Here is a 15,456-nt window from a genome sequence, read left to right as displayed (position 1 = left end):
ATGAGACTGAAACTCGTACCCCAAAACACCTCGTTCGATTTCTTTAGCCGTTGGAAGGTCTGGCTGGGCATCTCGGGTTTGATGATGGTGATCGCATTCACGTCATTCCTGCTGCAAGGGCTGAACTTCGGCATCGACTTTCGCGGCGGCACCACGATCCGGACCCAAAGCGCGCAAGAGATCGACGTCGGCGCCTATCGCGACGCCATCGCGCCGCTTGAGCTTGGCGATGTGACTATCACCGAGATTTTTGATCCCACCTTTGGTGAGGATGAAAACGTCGCGATGATCCGCATTCAGGCACAGGACGGGGCCGAAGCTGTGGCGGCCGCAACCGTCACAGCCGTCGAAGAAGCGCTGACCGTCGCCGCGCCGGATATCCAGTTCGTCTCGGTAGAATCGGTTGGCCCCAAGGTTTCGGGTGAGTTGATCCAGACCGCGGTCATTGCGGTCGCCTTGGCGATTGGCGCAGTGCTTGTCTATATCTGGCTTAGGTTCGAATGGCAGTTCGCACTCGGGGCGGTCGCCGCGTTGGTGCATGACGTGATCCTGACCATCGGCATCTTCTCGGAACTACAAATCCGTTTTGACCTGGCGATCATCGCCGCTCTACTGACTATCGTCGGCTATTCGCTGAACGACACCGTGGTCGTCTTCGACCGGGTTCGCGAAAACCTGCGGAAGTACAAGAAGAAAGACCTCAAAGAGGTGCTGAACATCTCGATCAACGAAACGCTCAGCCGGACGGTGATGACCTCTGTGACCACGCTGCTGGCGCTGATCTCGCTCTATGTACTGGGCGGAGACGTGATCCGAGGCTTTGTCTTCGCGATGATCTGGGGCGTGATCGTCGGGACCTATTCGTCGGTCTTCGTGGCCTCGACCATCCTGCTGTGGCTGGGGGTCAAGCGCGACTGGTCGAAGCCGTCGAATACGGCGGGCAACCAGTTTGCCAACATTGATGCCTGAGTATTTCGGCCAGACCCCAACCGGTCTGGCCGTTATTATTTTCGCCGCCTTTGTTGGGGGCATCGTGCGTGGGTTCTCCGGCTTTGGGACGGCCCTGATCTTCCTGCCCATCGCCAGCCCGTATCTTGGCCCCTTCGGTGCCATCATCGCGCTGACGGTCATGGACATATTTGGCCCGATCCCGAACCTGCGCCGCGCATGGACGGTTGTTGACAAGGCAGATCTGATGCGCCTTCTGGTCGGGTGCGCGCTACTTCTACCGGTTGGCTTATGGCTGCTAACCCGGACCGATCCCGAAGTGTTTCGCTATATCGTCAGCCTGATTTCATTGTCGATGCTGGCCGTTCTGGTTTTTGGTCTGCGCTACCGGGGAGCGGTATCGCGTGGCATGGTTGCTGCGATCGGCGGGGCTGCAGGGCTACTGGGCGGGGTAGCCGGGATACCGGGGCCTGCTGTCATCCTGTTTTATATGTCACGGCCCTTACCGGTTGAGATCATCCGCGCGACGATCCTACTGTTCCTGTTTGCTTTCGATTTGCTGATCCTTGGATATCTTGGCGGGATGGGGCGTCTTTCGATCGCGAGCATCGGATTGGGCCTTGCGCTTGCGGTTCCCAACATCGCGGGCAACTGGCTGGGGGGCTGGATGTTCCGACCCGAGTACGAGAACCTCTACCGCGCCGCAGCCTATCTGGTGATTGCAACAGCGGCCTTGTCCGGCCTGCCGCTTTGGGGCTAGAACCCTGCACATGCGCCTGAACGAGATCACATATACAAACGCTCAGCCGGTTGATGGCTATGGCCCCGGGTTCTTTCGGATAGGCGGGGAAGTTCATGATGGGGCAGTCCTGATCGGCCCCACCGGTACATCGGCTTGGGCGGGTTACTCCGACGCCCAGACCCTGCTGGCCTTGTCCGAACATGTCGATGTTCTGTTCATCGGTACGGGCAAAGAACTGACCCACATCCCAGCCGACTTGCGCACCACATTGGAAGAGGCAGGTCTGGGTGTCGAAATCATGAACTCTCCGGCGGCCTGCCGCACCTACAACGTGCTGCTTTCCGAAGGCCGCCGCATTGCGCTTGCGCTGATCCCGGTCTGAGGATCTGTTCTTCCACTGGCTAAAAATATCCCGGGGAGTGTGAGGGGCTGGCCCCTCACTGCGATCCGACCAGCCGCTCTGCGGCAATTCCGACCTTTTGCCCACACGCACAATCCGCTAAGCGGGCTTCATGACTTTAAAGGTAACCGATCTGGCCATCGCACGCGGCGGAGTTCCCGTGCTCGAAGGGCTGAGCTTCTCGCTCGAGGCAGGAAGGGCGCTGATTCTGCGTGGACCGAATGGGATCGGAAAGACAACATTACTGCGTACGCTTGCGGGCCTGCAACCGCCGCTGGCAGGGCAAATCGACGGGGCAGAAGACCAGATCGCATACGCGTCCCATTCCGACGGGTTAAAACCGACCCTGACCGTTGTCGAAAACCTCAACTTCTGGGCGTCGGTCTTTGGCACCCGTGATATCCAGCACGCCCTTGATGCGTTTGAGCTGAACGAGTTGGCTGACCGCCATGCGGGCAACCTTTCGGCAGGGCAGAAACGGCGTCTGGGATTGGCGCGTATGTTGGTTACTGGCCGCCCGATCTGGATGCTGGACGAGCCGACGGTCTCGCTGGATCGTCACGCCGTGCAGATGTTTGCGGATGCTGTGCGCGCGCATCTGGGGCAGGGTGGTTCGGCCCTGATCGCGACCCATATTGATCTTGGCTTGGACGGAGAGGTTCTGGACGTTGGCCCCAACAAGGCCAAGCCCAAGCCCATCGACGATTTCGACGGAGGTTTCTTGTGATCGCCTTATTGCTGCGTGATCTGAAATTGGCCTTCCGTGCGGGGGGTGGCTTTGGTCTCGGTCTTGCTTTCTTCCTGATCGTCACCGTTCTGGTGCCATTCTCGGTTGGCCCGCAATCTTCGCTGCTTTCGACCATCGCACCGGGCGTTCTTTGGCTGGGCGCGCTTTTGGCGTGTCTGCTGTCACTTGATCGCCTTCTGGCGCTGGATTGGGAAGACGGCTCGCTTGATCTGCTCGCGACCGCGCCGCTTCCGTTGGAATCGGTTGTTACCGTCAAAGCGCTAGCCCATTGGCTAACCACCGGATTGCCGCTGGTTCTGGCCGCGCCGTTCCTAGGCGTGTTGCTAAACCTGCCTGTACCCGGGTTTTCGTGGCTAGTGATCTCACTGCTCCTCGGTACTCCGGCGATGAGCGTTATCGGCACCTTTGGCGCGGCCCTTACTGTTGGTCTAAAACGGGGCGGTCTGCTACTGTCGCTTCTGGTTTTGCCGCTCTACGTGCCGACTTTGATTTTCGGAGCCGAGGTCGCCCGACGCGGTGCGACAGGCATGGAGACGCAAACGCCCCTGCTAATGCTGGCAGGGATTACCGCCGCAACGGTCGCACTTTTACCCTTTGCCAGCGCAGCGGTACTGCGCATCAATCTTAGGTGATGGCCACAAAGCTTGACTGAGGTCAATTGAGAACCACGCCGACTCGGACTAGATAGAGCCCATGACAATCGCAGCCAAAGCCAATGCCCTTTGGGAATACGCCAACCCGCGTAAGTTCCTCGCGACCAGCGAACGGGTCCTTCCGTTCTTCTGGATCAGCTCAGGTCTTTGTCTGGTCGTCGGATTGATCTGGGGCTTTTTCTTCACCCCGGATGACTACAAGCAAGGCTCGACCGTAAAGATCATCTACCTGCATGTACCTGCCGCGTTGATGGCGATCAATTGCTGGCTGATGATGCTGGCAACTTCGCTGGTCTGGTTGGTGCGTCGCCACCATGTCAGTGCGCTGGCTGCTCGCGCCGCTGCGCCCATCGGCATCGTGATGACGCTGATCGCATTGGCCACCGGAGCGATCTGGGGGCAGCCTATGTGGGGGACATGGTGGGCCTGGGACCCGCGCCTGACCTCGTTTCTCATCCTGTTCCTGTTCTATCTGGGCTATGTCGCCCTGTGGGAAGCCATCGAAGACCCGGACACCGCGGCTGACCTGACCTCGGTCCTTTGCCTTGTGGGTTCTGTCTTTGCGTTCCTCAGCCGGTATGCGGTGAACTTCTGGAATCAGGGGCTGCATCAGGGGGCTTCGGTGATGCGCGCCGGGGCGATCACAGGCACGGATACTGAGGAGAAGGTAAGCAATATCTACTTCTATCCACTGCTGCTTTGCATCATCGGCTTTGTACTGCTGTTCATTGCGCTGGTCTTCTATCGTACGGGCACAGAAATTCGCGCCCGCCGGACCAAGGCGCTTATGGCGCGTGAAAGGGTGAGCGGGTGATGCCTGATCTTGGAAAATATGCCGATACCGTCTTGTGGTCCTATGTCGTATCAATCGGACTTCTGATCGCATTGGTGGGTTTCAGCGTGATCCGGGGCCGTAAGGTACGGGCCGAGATGGAGAAGGTTGAACAAAGGATGTCACGCAATGGCTAAGATTTCGCCCCTGATGATCGCGCCTCCGCTGATTTTCGGCGCCTTCGCTGTGCTCGCGGGCATCGGCATGTTCCGTGACGATCCCAACGCCTTGCCCTCGGCGCGCGAGGGTCAGCCAGCACCGCCGGTTGTACTGACCGAGTTCGCGGGCAAACCGGGCTTCGATGATGCCACACTGCGTGATGGCGAGGTCAAGCTGGTCAACTACTGGGCCAGTTGGTGTGCACCATGCCGCGTCGAACACCCCAATCTGCAGGCTCTGTCTGACGAGGGTATCCCGGTCTATGGTATCAACTACAAAGATCAACTGGACAACGCCGAAGGATTTCTTGCCGAACTGGGCGATCCCTATGCCGGTATCGGTCGGGATGAACAGGGCCGCATGGGGCTGGACTGGGGCGTCTACGGTGTGCCCGAAACCTATGTGATCGACGGTGAGGGCACGATCATCCTGCGCTGGGCTGGTCCGGTCACTCAGCGGGTGATCGAAAGCACGATCCGCCCAGCACTTGAGAAAGCCGCAGGTGGCTCATAAGCGATAGCCACCGGTGACGCCCAGAACCTCACCAGTGATGAAGGATGCGGCATCGGACGCCAGAAACCTGACGACTTTGGCGATATCCTCGGGCTTTCCCGCGCGACCTAAAGCGGTTTCTTTGACAAACAGCGCGGTCAACTCCTCCGACCGGGGCGCTTCGGGGATGTTGATCGCACCCGGCGCGACTGCATTAACGCGTATCCCCTTTGGCCCAAGCTCCTTTGCCATGGCGTGGGTCCATAGATTCAGGGCGGCCTTGCTGGCCCCATAGGTCACCGCATCCCGAGGCGGCAAGACCGCGTTCATGGATGAGATACTGACGATTGAGGCGTCGCGTTTCAGATGTGGTAGCGCAGCAGCCAACAATGCGGCAGGGACCAGCAGGTTCAAATCCAGAATGGCGCGGTGGTCCTCGGCCCGAAATTCCTCTTTGGGGGTAGATTTCACAAGGCCGGCATTGTTGACGATCACATCCAGCCTTCCAAACCTCTCGATCACCTGCGAAATCACGCTAGCCGGCTGGTCGGGCGCAGATAGATCGGAGCGTATGGCCAGAACATCCCCACCCAGTAGCTCGGGCGTGGGTTTGCTCGACAACCAAGTAAACGCGACGCGGTGATCACGGCTGAGGTCTTCGACGATTGCACGCCCAATTCCGCGTGCACCGCCGGTTATCAATGCGACTTTGTCCATAATCGTAGGAAATCGGTAAAATGGCCGGGATTCAAGCCGTTACTTACGGACCAAAATCCAGATCATCGCGCCGATGAATGCAAAGGTGGTCAGATTCATAAGCGTATCCGTCAGATCACCGATCAGCATGGCTCAGCCCCTCTTCTCGTAGCCCTCGGAACAGGCAGACCATCAGCAGAACCGAGATGAACACAAAGGGCAGCGCCCCGAGTGAGATAAGGACTTTGACCGATTCCACCGAGCCCGACAGGATCATCGCGACACTCAACAAGCCCAGCAATGCACCCCAGATCAGCCGCACGCGCGGGGGCGGGTTTTCATCCCCCTGGGACGAGAATGTACCCAGCACAAAGGCCGCGCTTACAACGCTGGTTACGATGAACAGAAACGCCGCTGCTACGGTTGCAAGTATTGTGATCTGCGATAAGGGCAAACGGTCGAGCAGGGCGAAGGTCACACGCTCGATGTTTGTTTGCGTATAGGCCAGCAGTTCTCCGGCACCGTTGAGCGCCTCGAACAGACCGATGCCGCCGAAGGCACCGAACCAAAGGATCGAGAACAGTGTGGGCGCAAAGAGTACTCCGATCACGAATTCCCGGATCGTGCGACCGCGAGAGATACGCGCGACAAACACACCAACAAAAGGTCCCCAGGCGATCCACCAGACCATATAGGTGAGGGTCCAGTCGCTGAACCATTTGGTGACGTCATCGCCGAAGAAGGTGAAGGTCTGAAAGCCCCGAGGGATGACATTGGTGACGTAATCGCCGAACCCTTGAACCACGGTATTCAATAGATACTCGGTGGGGCCGAGGACCACTGTATAGGCCACAAGGCAGATCGCGATCAGCATTGCCGCATTTGACAAGCGCGCCATGCCTTGGCCAAGGTCGATCAACAGAGCAGGGATGTAGGCTGCGACCATCGCCAGGAAAACAACGCCGATCAGAAGGGCACCAACCGTTTCCCGGCCACCCAGAACCGCAATCCCGTCCGCAACCTGGAACACGCCCATGGCCATTGAACCGCCAACACCGATAGAGATTGCAACAATGGCCATGAAATCCGACAGCCACCCGACCCGCTCGGCCCAGCGTTCTCCTGGGAATAGGCTTTTGATCGGTGCACTGACCATCATGCCTGTCCCGCGCCGAAAGCTGAAATAAGCAATGGTCAGCGCGGTCGAACCGTAAATCGCCCATGCGTGCAGGCCCCAATGGAAGTTTGTTGCCAGCATGGCCTGCTGCGCGGCGACATAGTCGGGTGCCATGCCCGAGATGAAGTTGAAATGGGTCAAGGGCTCGGCGACCGCCCAGAACAGCAGTCCAACGCCCATTCCTGCGGAGAACAGCATTGAGATCCAGGTGGCGGTCGAGAACTCGGGCTCTTCATCATCCCGGCCCAGACGGATTTTGCCATATGGCGAAAAGGCCAGAACTAAACACCCGATCAACATGCCTGAGGCCGCGAGCATCACGAACCAACCGCGACTGTGGAAGGTTTGTTGCACGATGCTATTGGCCCAAGTCACCAAGCTTTCGATATCGACGACGCCCCAGATCCCGATCACGGCGATGACGCTAAGCGAGCAAACCAATAGGGCGTTGGGCTTTTTCATGGTGATGAAATTCCGAAGACTGTCTTGCTCAACAGTTTCAGATTTTTGAATAAATGGCCAGAAAACAAAACCCCCGGCGCAGGGCCGGGGGCTGAGGTTGGATATCAACCTGCTGATTTATGACGCTTTTGCGAGATTGCGCAGCACGTATTGCAGCACACCGCCGTTTTCGATGTATTCGATCTCGGGCGCGGTATCGATGCGGCACTTCAGGGTGATCGTCTTTTCGGTACCATCTCCGTAAATGATGGTGCAGGGCACTTCCTGCAAGGGCTCAACTGAATCCAACCCGTGGATCGATACGGTCTCATCACCTTTCAGACCCAGTGTCTTGCGGGTATCACCATCGGTGAATTCGAACGGTATGACGCCCATGCCCACCAAGTTTGAACGGTGGATGCGCTCAAAACTCTCGGCGATCACTGCCTTGACGCCAAGCAGAGCTGTGCCCTTGGCCGCCCAGTCGCGTGACGAACCTGCACCGTACTGTTCGCCGCCAAAGACGACCAGCGGGGTGCCTTGCTCCTGATAGGCCATCGATGCTTCGTAGACCGAGGTTTGTTCACCATCCGGGCCTTTTGTATAACCGCCTTCGACGCCATCCAGCATCTCGTTCTTGACGCGGATATTGGCGAAGGTGCCGCGCATCATGATCTCGTGGTTGCCACGGCGTGAGCCATACGAGTTGAATTCGCGCGGCTGAACCTGACGATCGGTCAGATACTTCCCGGCAGGTGTCGTTGTCGCAAACGAACCGGCGGGCGAGATATGGTCGGTGGTGATCATGTCACCCAGGATCAGAAGAACCTTTGCACCATCGATATTCGAGATTGTGCCCGGCTCAGGCCCCATGCCTTGGAAATAGGGAGGGTTTTGAATGTAGGTTGACGTCGGTGGCCAATCATAGGTTTCCTGTTGTGGAACCTCGACCTCCTGCCATTTCTCGTCGCCTTTGAAGACATCGGCATATTTCGACTGGAACGCCTCGCGGGTCACGGTTGCCTCAACCAATTCGGCGATTTCGCTTTGGGTCGGCCAGATGTCTTTCATGTAGACATCGTTGCCGGCCTGATCCTGTCCAATCGGTTCCGAGGTCAGGTCGATGTCCAACGTACCAGCCAAAGCATAAACCACCACCAGCGGCGGTGAAGCCAGATAGTTGGCGCGCACGTCGGGCGAGATGCGGCCTTCAAAGTTGCGGTTGCCTGACAGCACCGAAGTGGCAACAAGATCGCCTTCGGCAATCGCTTCGCTGATTTCCCTTTGGATCGGACCCGAGTTGCCAATACAGGTGGTGCAGCCATAGCCAACTAGGTTGAAGCCGATCTTGTCCAGATCTTCCTGCAGACCCGCAGCCTCCAAGTAGGCGGACACAACCTGCGAGCCGGGCGCCAATGAGGTCTTTACCCACGGTTTGCGATCCAATCCCAGCGCGGCGGCTTTACGTGCAACGAGGCCCGCGCCGATCATCACATACGGGTTCGACGTGTTGGTGCAGGAGGTGATCGAAGCGATCACGACTTTGCCCGATTCCATGCCGTAGTTTTCGCCTTTGACCTCTATTTGTTTGCCCATCGGGCGTTTGAAGGTCTCGGCCATTTCCTTGGTGAATGCGGCCTTGGCGTCGGTTAGTGCGACATAATCCTGCGGCCGTTTCGGGCCCGAGATCGCAGGAACAATTGTGCCCATATCCAGCGACAGAGTGTCGGTGTAGATCGGCGCGTAATCGGCATCGCGCCAGAAGCCGTTTTCCTTGGCGTAGGCCTCGACCAATGCGATGCGGTCTTCGTCGCGTCCAGTATTGCGCATATAGCGCAAGGTCTCGCCGTCAATCGGGAAGAAACCACAGGTCGCGCCGTATTCGGGGGCCATGTTGGCGATGGTTGCGCGATCGGCCAAGGGCAAGCGGTCCAGACCTTCGCCGTAGAATTCAACGAATTTACCAACCACGCCTTTCTCGCGCAGCATCTCGACGACTTTCAGGACAAGGTCAGTTCCCGTTGTGCCTTCGACCATCGAACCGGTCAGTTCAAAGCCCACAACCTCGGGGATCAGCATCGAGATCGGTTGACCCAGCATCGCTGCCTCGGCCTCGATCCCGCCAACGCCCCAGCCCAGAACGGCCATGCCGTTGACCATGGTGGTGTGGCTGTCAGTACCAACAAGTGTATCGGGATAAGCGACTTCTTCGCCGCTTTGGTCCGTGTCCGTCCAGACGGTCTGCGCCAGATATTCCAGGTTTACTTGGTGGCAGATACCGGTGCCGGGAGGCACGACGCGGAAATTGTTGAACGCGTTCTGACCCCATTTCAGGAACTGATAGCGTTCCATGTTGCGCTCATATTCGCGGTCCACGTTCATCTGAAACGCGCGTGGGTTGCCGAACTCATCAATCATGACCGAGTGGTCGATGACCAGATCGACCGGGTTCAGCGGGTTGATCTTTTGCGCGTCCCCACCAAGGCCCTTGATGCCGTCGCGCATCGCTGCCAGATCCACCACGGCCGGAACTCCGGTAAAGTCTTGCATCAGAACCCGGGCAGGGCGATAGGCAATCTCACGTGGGTTCTTGCCACCGTTGGCACCCCATTCGGCAAAGGCTTTGATGTCATCGACGGAAACCGAGAACCCGTCATCTTCGAACCGCAGCATGTTTTCCAGAACCACTTTCAACGCGGCAGGCAGATTCGAAAAATCGCCTAAGCCTGCTTCTTGCGCGGCTGGAATCGAATAATAGGAAATGGATTTGCCATTCACGTTCAGGCTGCGGCGTGTCTTGGCGGTGTCCTGTCCGACCTTGATGGGCATCTGTGGCCTCCCTCTCAAATGACTTGGAATACGGGCTTCGCTAAGGGTTATCTGCATTACCACACCAGTTGTTTCAAGGTGAAACGGGCAGTTTGGGTGGTTTTTTGTATACCATTGCACACATTTTGTCGAAAGCTTGTGTCTGAGGTCTCAAGAAACCTTGATTGGCAGTTTATTCGGTTCCGACTTAAACCTTTCAGGCAATCATCCTCTATCGAGAGAAAACATGCTCAGATCAGTCGCTGCGACCGCGTTTGTTTCACTCTTTCTTGCTGCCCCGGCTCAGGCGCAGGATGATCCGGTGGTGGTCGAACTGTTCACCTCGCAGGGGTGCTCGTCCTGCCCGCCAGCGGACCGGATCATGCATGAATTGGCCAAGCGGGATGATGTAATCGGTCTGGCGTTGCATGTGGATTACTGGGACTACATTGGCTGGAAAGATGAATACGCCAATCCCGACCATACCGATCGACAGCGCGCCTATGCACGTGAAGGCGGGCGGACGATGATCTATACGCCGCAGATGGTTGTGAATGGGCAGCAGGATGTGGTTGGGGCCAAGTCAATTGAACTGAACCGGCTAATCGATGCACACCTGACTGCGCCGCCGGAGGCCGAGGTCAGTGCCACGCGTATCGCGAACGAAGTATCCATGAATGTCGTTCCGATCGAGTTACCAGACGACGAAACCTATGATGTTCGGATTGTGCAGTATTCGCCGATGCATCGCACCTCGATCCGGCGTGGCGAATTGGCCGGACATGATCTGGATTATGCAAACGTGGTCGAGAATTGGCAGATTGCCGGTCGCTGGGATGGCCAAACACCGCAGAGTTTCACCGCAACATTGTCATCGGAATTGCCTGCCGTTGTACTGATCCAGCGCAGTGGCCATGGTCCGATCGTGGCCGCAGCGCGGGTTAAGTGATCAGGGCATATCCTTTGGCTGGACCCCCAGTCCCCTCCAGGACTTCCAGCGCCGATGAATCCAGAACCATTGTCCCATGTGCTGACGCACCATCGCTTCCAGGTCGTCATTGGTGAACTGGGTCATGGTTTTGGCATCAGTATGCGGGACCGGGTCGTGCAGGACGATCTCAAAATCGATCCCGTTGGGTTGGCGCACTGCATAGCAGGGGATCAGCACAGCCTTGTATTTGATCGCAAGTTCCGCGTTCAGCACCGAGGTGACGGCGGGTTTGCCGAAAAAGGTCAGCTCCTCACCACCATGCGCATGCAGGTCGGATACAATGGCAATGATGCCTCCGCTTTTCAGTGAACGGACCATTTCGACCATACCTCGGCGGCCCTGTTCGAACATGGGCGACCCGGTCTGATAGAATGCCTCGACATATATGTCGTTGAAATATGGATTTGCCATGCGGCGATAGAGGCTGCCGATGGGTTTACCGCTACGCGCCTGCAGCGCGACCCGCGCGGCCAGATAGTGCCCGAAATGCGCAGTGATCATCATCACTGGACGCCCTTCCGCCACGGCGGCATCAAATGCTTCGACACCCGAGCCCGATACTTTGGCCTTGCTTTGTCGCTCGATGAAACCGTCGGCTGAAAAATGCTCCATGATCGCGCGCCCGGCATTGTCAGGCACGGCGCGGCAGATGCGTTTGACCTCGGCCTCGGGCAGGTCTGGGCAGGTGAGTTTCAGGTTGCGGCGCACGCGGGTTCGAAAGCCGACAATGGGGGCAAGCCAGCGCACAATCGCGCCCATCGCTCCGATGCGGCGCTCATATGGCAGCAGGCGCATGCCGCGGATTACGCCGGTCAGAAACAGGTTGGCGACGTAGTATTTTCCAAGCTCAAATCGGCTTAGTTCCGACTTTTCGACGGGCATGGGGAGAGACACCTGAGCGTTGTGAACTGCGCGACGAGACATACAGGCCCCATCGTGCGATCACAAGTGGTCGCGCCTTGCCGGACTATTCTGCATTCTCCTCCGCCTCGACCAGTGCGATCGCGCCCTCGTCCAAAAGCGCGCGGATGGCTGCAACGATCTGCGACATCGCTTCTTCACTGTCGGATTGTTTGACCTTGCCACGTTCGGCCATTTCTTCCCGTAAGTTGTCCGCCATGCGAGAGGACATGTTGGCTAGGAAGAACTCGACCGTGGCAAGGTCTTCGTCGCTATTGGCTCCGGCCAACGCCGTGATGAGAACGGGTTGATCCACACCGCGCAGAATCGCTGGAACATCGCGGGGTTCGATGCGCGAGGGCACATGCGAAAAGATGAAGATCGATTGCCGGACGGTATCGGCAAAATCGGAGTCTTCTTCGTCCAGCGCGGTCAGCAAACCATCACGCGTCGCCGCGGCCGACTGGTTGAGGATCGCGCCCACACGCTCACCCGGCCCATCCCGAAAGGCGGGCTCGGGGCGTTGATCCAGCTGAGCGGCCAAGGACCATCCGATCCGCTCAACCGCCTCGGGCGTCACGTTGGCCGTTTTCGAGACTGCATAAGTTATCCGTCGCGCTGTGGGGCCGGGTAGGTGGCCCAACAACTGGGCAGCCTTGGCGGTTTCGAGTTTCGACAGCATAACGGCGGCGACTTCGGTGCTTTCAGCTTTGGCCATCTCGGCCAGATCTTCTGAGGGTACTTCGCGCAAACGCTGCCATGGGTCACCGATCTGCCTCACGCCAGCTACCTTGCGCAGCCGGGCGGCGGTGGCTGGGGCGATCTTGCCGTTCACCGCGTCCAGAGCACCAGCAAGCCCATGGGGAAATGCAAGCCCTACGCCATCCAGCGCATCGGCAAATTCCTGCGCGACGGCGGCCAGCGTTACCCGGTCAACCAACCCCATCTGTCCAAGTTGGTGGGTAAGTTGTTCCTGCAGTGAATCGGGAAGCTCTTCCAGCGGGATATCCGCCCCCTCGTTCAGCAGCAGCCGAACCACAACTGCGGCTTTCTCTCGGTTGCTGAGGGCGCGCGGCACAACACGTGGCGCATCATCGTCTTGTTCAACGACCGGGGGTTGCGCGCCCGGCGTCATCTGCACCATTAGTTTCGTGTCCTGCATCTGCCTGCAATGCCTCATTCGCGTTGCAGGCAGAATATAGAGAGTCGGGTAAAGAAACCCTGAAACTCAGTAGCTATATGTCAGCCCTGTTCTGATCGCTTCGCGCAGCGATGTCTCAGCCCATGTGCCTTCGCCACCACGCGCCTTGATCTCGCGCCATTGTGCGATGGCCAACTCGGTCTTGTCCTGGGTAACAAATCCCTGACCCATGTAGCTGCGGGCGAGGATGTTGTCGGGGTTGGATTCAATTGCTTTTTGGTAAAACGCGTCAGCCAGTTTCAGCTCACCCATCTTGCGATAGGTGAACCCCCAATAGGTCTGCACCCGATCATCATCTTGATCCATGATACGCAGAATGCCCTGAGCATTTTCGTACTGCCCGTCGTAAGCCAACTCGCGCACGGCATCATACAGTTGGTCTTCGGTGAAATTCGTCTTGTTGGGTTTGACGCAGCGCCCGGCTGCCTCGTCATAGACGCGGCCAAACAGGCATTTCTTGGTGGTGTTGGTGGGCTTGGGCGGGCTGCTGTCCCCACCACCCGCAGCAATGGCCATGGGCGCGAAGGTAAAGGCCTGAAGAGCGATGGCCGAGGCTAGTACAAGACGCATTTTCCTACTCCGTTGTCAAAGAGACTTGTTACAATCATAGCTTGATCTTCAAAAAAGCTAACGATTGACTGATCGCTTTTATTCACAAGCAGGAAATAAAAATGTCAGCTATTGACGATTTTCATGCAGCTTTGGCTTTCGCTGTCCCAAATTGTGCCTTCAGCACAGGACTGGGTTTGCTTGGTGTTACCGTTACAGGCAAATCCGGCGGTGCCCGCACAGATAAGAGCAATTGCGCATAGAGCAGTTCGTAGCATCGAGTTTTCCTTTCGCGGAAACTGTGCCAACAGATTAACCGATTTTTGCCAATCTGGCAAAGACACAAGGCCCGGCTGCATTGAGCAAACCGGGCCAAGTTTTTAGCACTGTTTGAGTTTGAATTATTCGCCGAATACGCGGGCGAAAATCGTATCTACATGTTTGGTATGGTAGCCGAGATCGAATTTCTCTTCGATTTCTTTCGGGCTCAGCGCGGCGGTGACATCGGCGTCGGCCAACAGTTCCTCTTTGAAGTCGGTGCGATGCTCCCAGACTTTCAGCGCGTTGCGCTGAACCATGGCATAGGCATCCTCGCGGCTTACACCTGCTTGGGTCAACGCCAACAGCACTCGTTGGCTCATGACAAGACCGGGGAACTTGTTCATGTTCTCGATCATGTTCTCGGGGAAGATCAGCATCTTGTCGATTACACCGGTCAATCGCGCGAGTGCAAAGTCCAGCGTGATAGTGGCATCCGGCCCGATCATGCGTTCGACCGAGGAATGCGAGATATCGCGCTCGTGCCACAGCGCCACGTTCTCCATCGCCGGGATCACGGCCGCACGCACCATGCGCGCAAGACCGGTCAGGTTCTCGGTCAGGACCGGGTTCTTCTTGTGCGGCATCGCCGAGGAACCTTTCTGTCCCATCGAGAAGAACTCGGCACCTTCCAACACCTCTGTCCGCTGCATATGGCGGATTTCGATAGCGATGTTTTCGATGCTGCTGGCGATAACACCCAGTGTGGCGAAGAACGCGGCGTGACGGTCGCGGGGAATGACCTGCGTGCTGATCGGTTCAGGCACCAGACCCAGCTTGTCGCAGACATGCTCTTCAACCTGCGGGTCGATATTCGCAAACGTCCCGACCGCGCCGCTGATCGCTCCGGTGGCGATTTCCGCGCGGGCATCGCGCATCCGGGACAAGTTGCGGTCCATCTCGGCATAGAAGCGGGCAAAGGTCAGGCCCATCGTGGTGGGTTCGGCATGGATACCGTGGCTGCGACCGATGCGAACGGTGTCTTTGTGCTCTATCGCGCGGCGTTTCAGGGCAGCCAACAGACCTTCGAGGTCTGCAATCAGCAGGTCGGCGGCGCGGGTCAGTTGCACATTGAAGCAAGTGTCCAGCACGTCCGAGGAGGTCATGCCCTGATGCACGAAACGGGCTTCCTCGCTGCCCACATGTTCGGCCAGATGGGTCAGGAAGGCGATGACGTCGTGTTTGGTGACGGCTTCGATCTCGTCGATACGGGCGACATCAAACTCCACATCCTTGGCTTTCCACACGGCCTCGGCGTTTTCACGCGGGATCACGCCTAGATCGGCCATGGCGTCGCAGGCGTGCGCCTCGATCTCGTACCAAATGCGGAACTTGCTCTCGGGTGACCAGATGGCGACCATATCGGGGCGTGAATAGCGGGGAATCATTGGCGGCAGCACC

General features: G+C 57.7%; 16 protein-coding genes. 9 read left to right on the top strand and 7 right to left on the bottom strand.

Annotation, left to right across the window (positions count from 1 at the left end; genetic code table 11):
* The 8 genes from secF (at position 1) to ACR0NE_RS07510 (ending at position 4,995) form a co-directional block, all read left to right on the top strand.
* Complete coding sequence (gene secF / locus ACR0NE_RS07545) at positions 1–969, top strand: protein translocase subunit SecF (protein WP_170396385.1); 969 nt, start codon at positions 1–3, stop codon at positions 967–969.
* Positions 962–1,708 (top strand): TSUP family transporter, encoded by a 747-nt coding sequence (locus tag ACR0NE_RS07540; RefSeq protein WP_170597973.1) that lies wholly within the window; start codon positions 962–964, stop codon positions 1,706–1,708. Before secF ends, ACR0NE_RS07540 begins: the two co-directional genes overlap by 8 nt.
* A 10-nt stretch (positions 1,709–1,718) precedes the next feature.
* Positions 1,719–2,072, top strand: a complete 354-nt coding sequence (locus ACR0NE_RS07535; protein ID WP_170597975.1) for an Mth938-like domain-containing protein — start codon at positions 1,719–1,721, stop codon at positions 2,070–2,072.
* 130 nt (positions 2,073–2,202) lie between these two features.
* On the top strand, positions 2,203–2,817 hold the full coding sequence (gene ccmA, locus ACR0NE_RS07530) for a heme ABC exporter ATP-binding protein CcmA (protein ID WP_170396391.1): 615 nt from the start codon (positions 2,203–2,205) through the stop codon (positions 2,815–2,817).
* Positions 2,814–3,470, top strand: coding sequence for a heme exporter protein CcmB (ccmB, locus tag ACR0NE_RS07525; protein ID WP_170396393.1), 657 nt, complete (start codon positions 2,814–2,816; stop codon positions 3,468–3,470). The genes ccmA and ccmB overlap by 4 nt, the downstream gene beginning before the upstream one ends.
* A 61-nt stretch (positions 3,471–3,531) precedes the next feature.
* Positions 3,532–4,305 (top strand): heme ABC transporter permease, encoded by a 774-nt coding sequence (locus ACR0NE_RS07520; RefSeq protein WP_170396395.1) that lies wholly within the window; start codon positions 3,532–3,534, stop codon positions 4,303–4,305.
* A complete protein-coding gene (ccmD, locus tag ACR0NE_RS07515) occupies positions 4,305–4,460 on the top strand; it encodes a heme exporter protein CcmD (protein WP_037321536.1) in 156 nt (51 codons plus the stop codon). Before ACR0NE_RS07520 ends, ccmD begins: the two co-directional genes overlap by 1 nt.
* Positions 4,453–4,995 (top strand): DsbE family thiol:disulfide interchange protein, encoded by a 543-nt coding sequence (locus ACR0NE_RS07510; RefSeq protein ID WP_170396396.1) that lies wholly within the window; start codon positions 4,453–4,455, stop codon positions 4,993–4,995. The genes ccmD and ACR0NE_RS07510 overlap by 8 nt, the downstream gene beginning before the upstream one ends.
* On the opposite strand, the gene ACR0NE_RS07505 is transcribed toward ACR0NE_RS07510, so the two are convergent.
* From ACR0NE_RS07505 to acnA, 3 genes are all read right to left on the bottom strand, one after another.
* Positions 4,990–5,691: an SDR family oxidoreductase gene (locus ACR0NE_RS07505; protein WP_170396398.1), complete on the bottom strand. Its 702-nt coding sequence runs from the start codon at positions 5,689–5,691 to the stop codon at positions 4,990–4,992. The two genes, ACR0NE_RS07510 and ACR0NE_RS07505, sit on opposite strands and share 6 nt — an antisense overlap.
* 115 nt (positions 5,692–5,806) lie before the next feature.
* Positions 5,807–7,309, bottom strand: coding sequence for a BCCT family transporter (locus tag ACR0NE_RS07500; RefSeq protein WP_170403204.1), 1,503 nt, complete (start codon positions 7,307–7,309; stop codon positions 5,807–5,809).
* 117 nt (positions 7,310–7,426) lie between these two features.
* Positions 7,427–10,117, bottom strand: coding sequence for an aconitate hydratase AcnA (acnA, locus tag ACR0NE_RS07495; RefSeq protein ID WP_170512889.1), 2,691 nt, complete (start codon positions 10,115–10,117; stop codon positions 7,427–7,429).
* 226 nt (positions 10,118–10,343) lie between these two features.
* On the opposite strand from acnA, the gene ACR0NE_RS07490 reads away from it, so the two are divergent.
* A complete protein-coding gene (locus tag ACR0NE_RS07490) occupies positions 10,344–11,045 on the top strand; it encodes a DUF1223 domain-containing protein (protein WP_170597978.1) in 702 nt (233 codons plus the stop codon).
* Here the strand turns inward: ACR0NE_RS07490 and ACR0NE_RS07485 are convergent, their stop codons facing one another.
* From ACR0NE_RS07485 to purB, 4 genes are all read right to left on the bottom strand, one after another.
* A complete protein-coding gene (locus ACR0NE_RS07485) occupies positions 11,046–11,969 on the bottom strand; it encodes a lysophospholipid acyltransferase family protein (RefSeq protein ID WP_170597981.1) in 924 nt (307 codons plus the stop codon).
* 85 nt (positions 11,970–12,054) lie between these two features.
* On the bottom strand, positions 12,055–13,149 hold the full coding sequence (locus ACR0NE_RS07480) for a flagellar motor switch protein FliG (RefSeq protein WP_480453764.1): 1,095 nt from the start codon (positions 13,147–13,149) through the stop codon (positions 12,055–12,057).
* Positions 13,150–13,215: 66 nt separating this feature from the next.
* Complete coding sequence (locus tag ACR0NE_RS07475) at positions 13,216–13,758, bottom strand: tetratricopeptide repeat protein (protein ID WP_170597984.1); 543 nt, start codon at positions 13,756–13,758, stop codon at positions 13,216–13,218.
* Between the two features lie 380 nt (positions 13,759–14,138).
* Positions 14,139–15,443 carry an adenylosuccinate lyase gene (gene purB / locus ACR0NE_RS07470; RefSeq protein ID WP_170396410.1) on the bottom strand — a complete coding sequence of 435 codons (1,305 nt, stop codon included), beginning with the start codon at positions 15,441–15,443 and terminating at the stop codon, positions 14,139–14,141.
* Positions 15,444–15,456 lie beyond the last annotated feature (13 nt).

The sequence above is a fragment of the Ruegeria sp. C9 genome, assembly GCF_056537585.1.
This window is presented reverse-complemented; position numbering and strand designations above follow the sequence as displayed.

Excerpts from the sequence above, each read along its gene's own strand:
- purB (WP_170396410.1), bottom strand. The coding sequence starts at position 15,443 with ATGATTCCCCGCTATTCACGCCCCGATATGGTCGCCATCTGGTCACCC.
- ACR0NE_RS07485 (WP_170597981.1), bottom strand. The coding sequence starts at position 11,969 with ATGCCCGTCGAAAAGTCGGAACTAAGCCGATTTGAGCTTGGAAAATAC.
- ACR0NE_RS07500 (WP_170403204.1), bottom strand. The coding sequence starts at position 7,309 with ATGAAAAAGCCCAACGCCCTATTGGTTTGCTCGCTTAGCGTCATCGCC.
- ccmA (WP_170396391.1), top strand. The coding sequence starts at position 2,203 with ATGACTTTAAAGGTAACCGATCTGGCCATCGCACGCGGCGGAGTTCCC.
- ACR0NE_RS07535 (WP_170597975.1), top strand. The coding sequence starts at position 1,719 with ATGCGCCTGAACGAGATCACATATACAAACGCTCAGCCGGTTGATGGC.
- ccmD (WP_037321536.1), top strand. The coding sequence starts at position 4,305 with ATGCCTGATCTTGGAAAATATGCCGATACCGTCTTGTGGTCCTATGTC.
- ACR0NE_RS07520 (WP_170396395.1), top strand. The coding sequence starts at position 3,532 with ATGACAATCGCAGCCAAAGCCAATGCCCTTTGGGAATACGCCAACCCG.
- ACR0NE_RS07475 (WP_170597984.1), bottom strand. The coding sequence starts at position 13,758 with ATGCGTCTTGTACTAGCCTCGGCCATCGCTCTTCAGGCCTTTACCTTC.
- ACR0NE_RS07490 (WP_170597978.1), top strand. The coding sequence starts at position 10,344 with ATGCTCAGATCAGTCGCTGCGACCGCGTTTGTTTCACTCTTTCTTGCT.
- ACR0NE_RS07510 (WP_170396396.1), top strand. The coding sequence starts at position 4,453 with ATGGCTAAGATTTCGCCCCTGATGATCGCGCCTCCGCTGATTTTCGGC.
- ACR0NE_RS07540 (WP_170597973.1), top strand. The coding sequence starts at position 962 with ATGCCTGAGTATTTCGGCCAGACCCCAACCGGTCTGGCCGTTATTATT.
- acnA (WP_170512889.1), bottom strand. The coding sequence starts at position 10,117 with ATGCCCATCAAGGTCGGACAGGACACCGCCAAGACACGCCGCAGCCTG.
- secF (WP_170396385.1), top strand. The coding sequence starts at position 1 with ATGAGACTGAAACTCGTACCCCAAAACACCTCGTTCGATTTCTTTAGC.
- ACR0NE_RS07480 (WP_480453764.1), bottom strand. The coding sequence starts at position 13,149 with ATGCAGGACACGAAACTAATGGTGCAGATGACGCCGGGCGCGCAACCC.
- ACR0NE_RS07505 (WP_170396398.1), bottom strand. The coding sequence starts at position 5,691 with ATGGACAAAGTCGCATTGATAACCGGCGGTGCACGCGGAATTGGGCGT.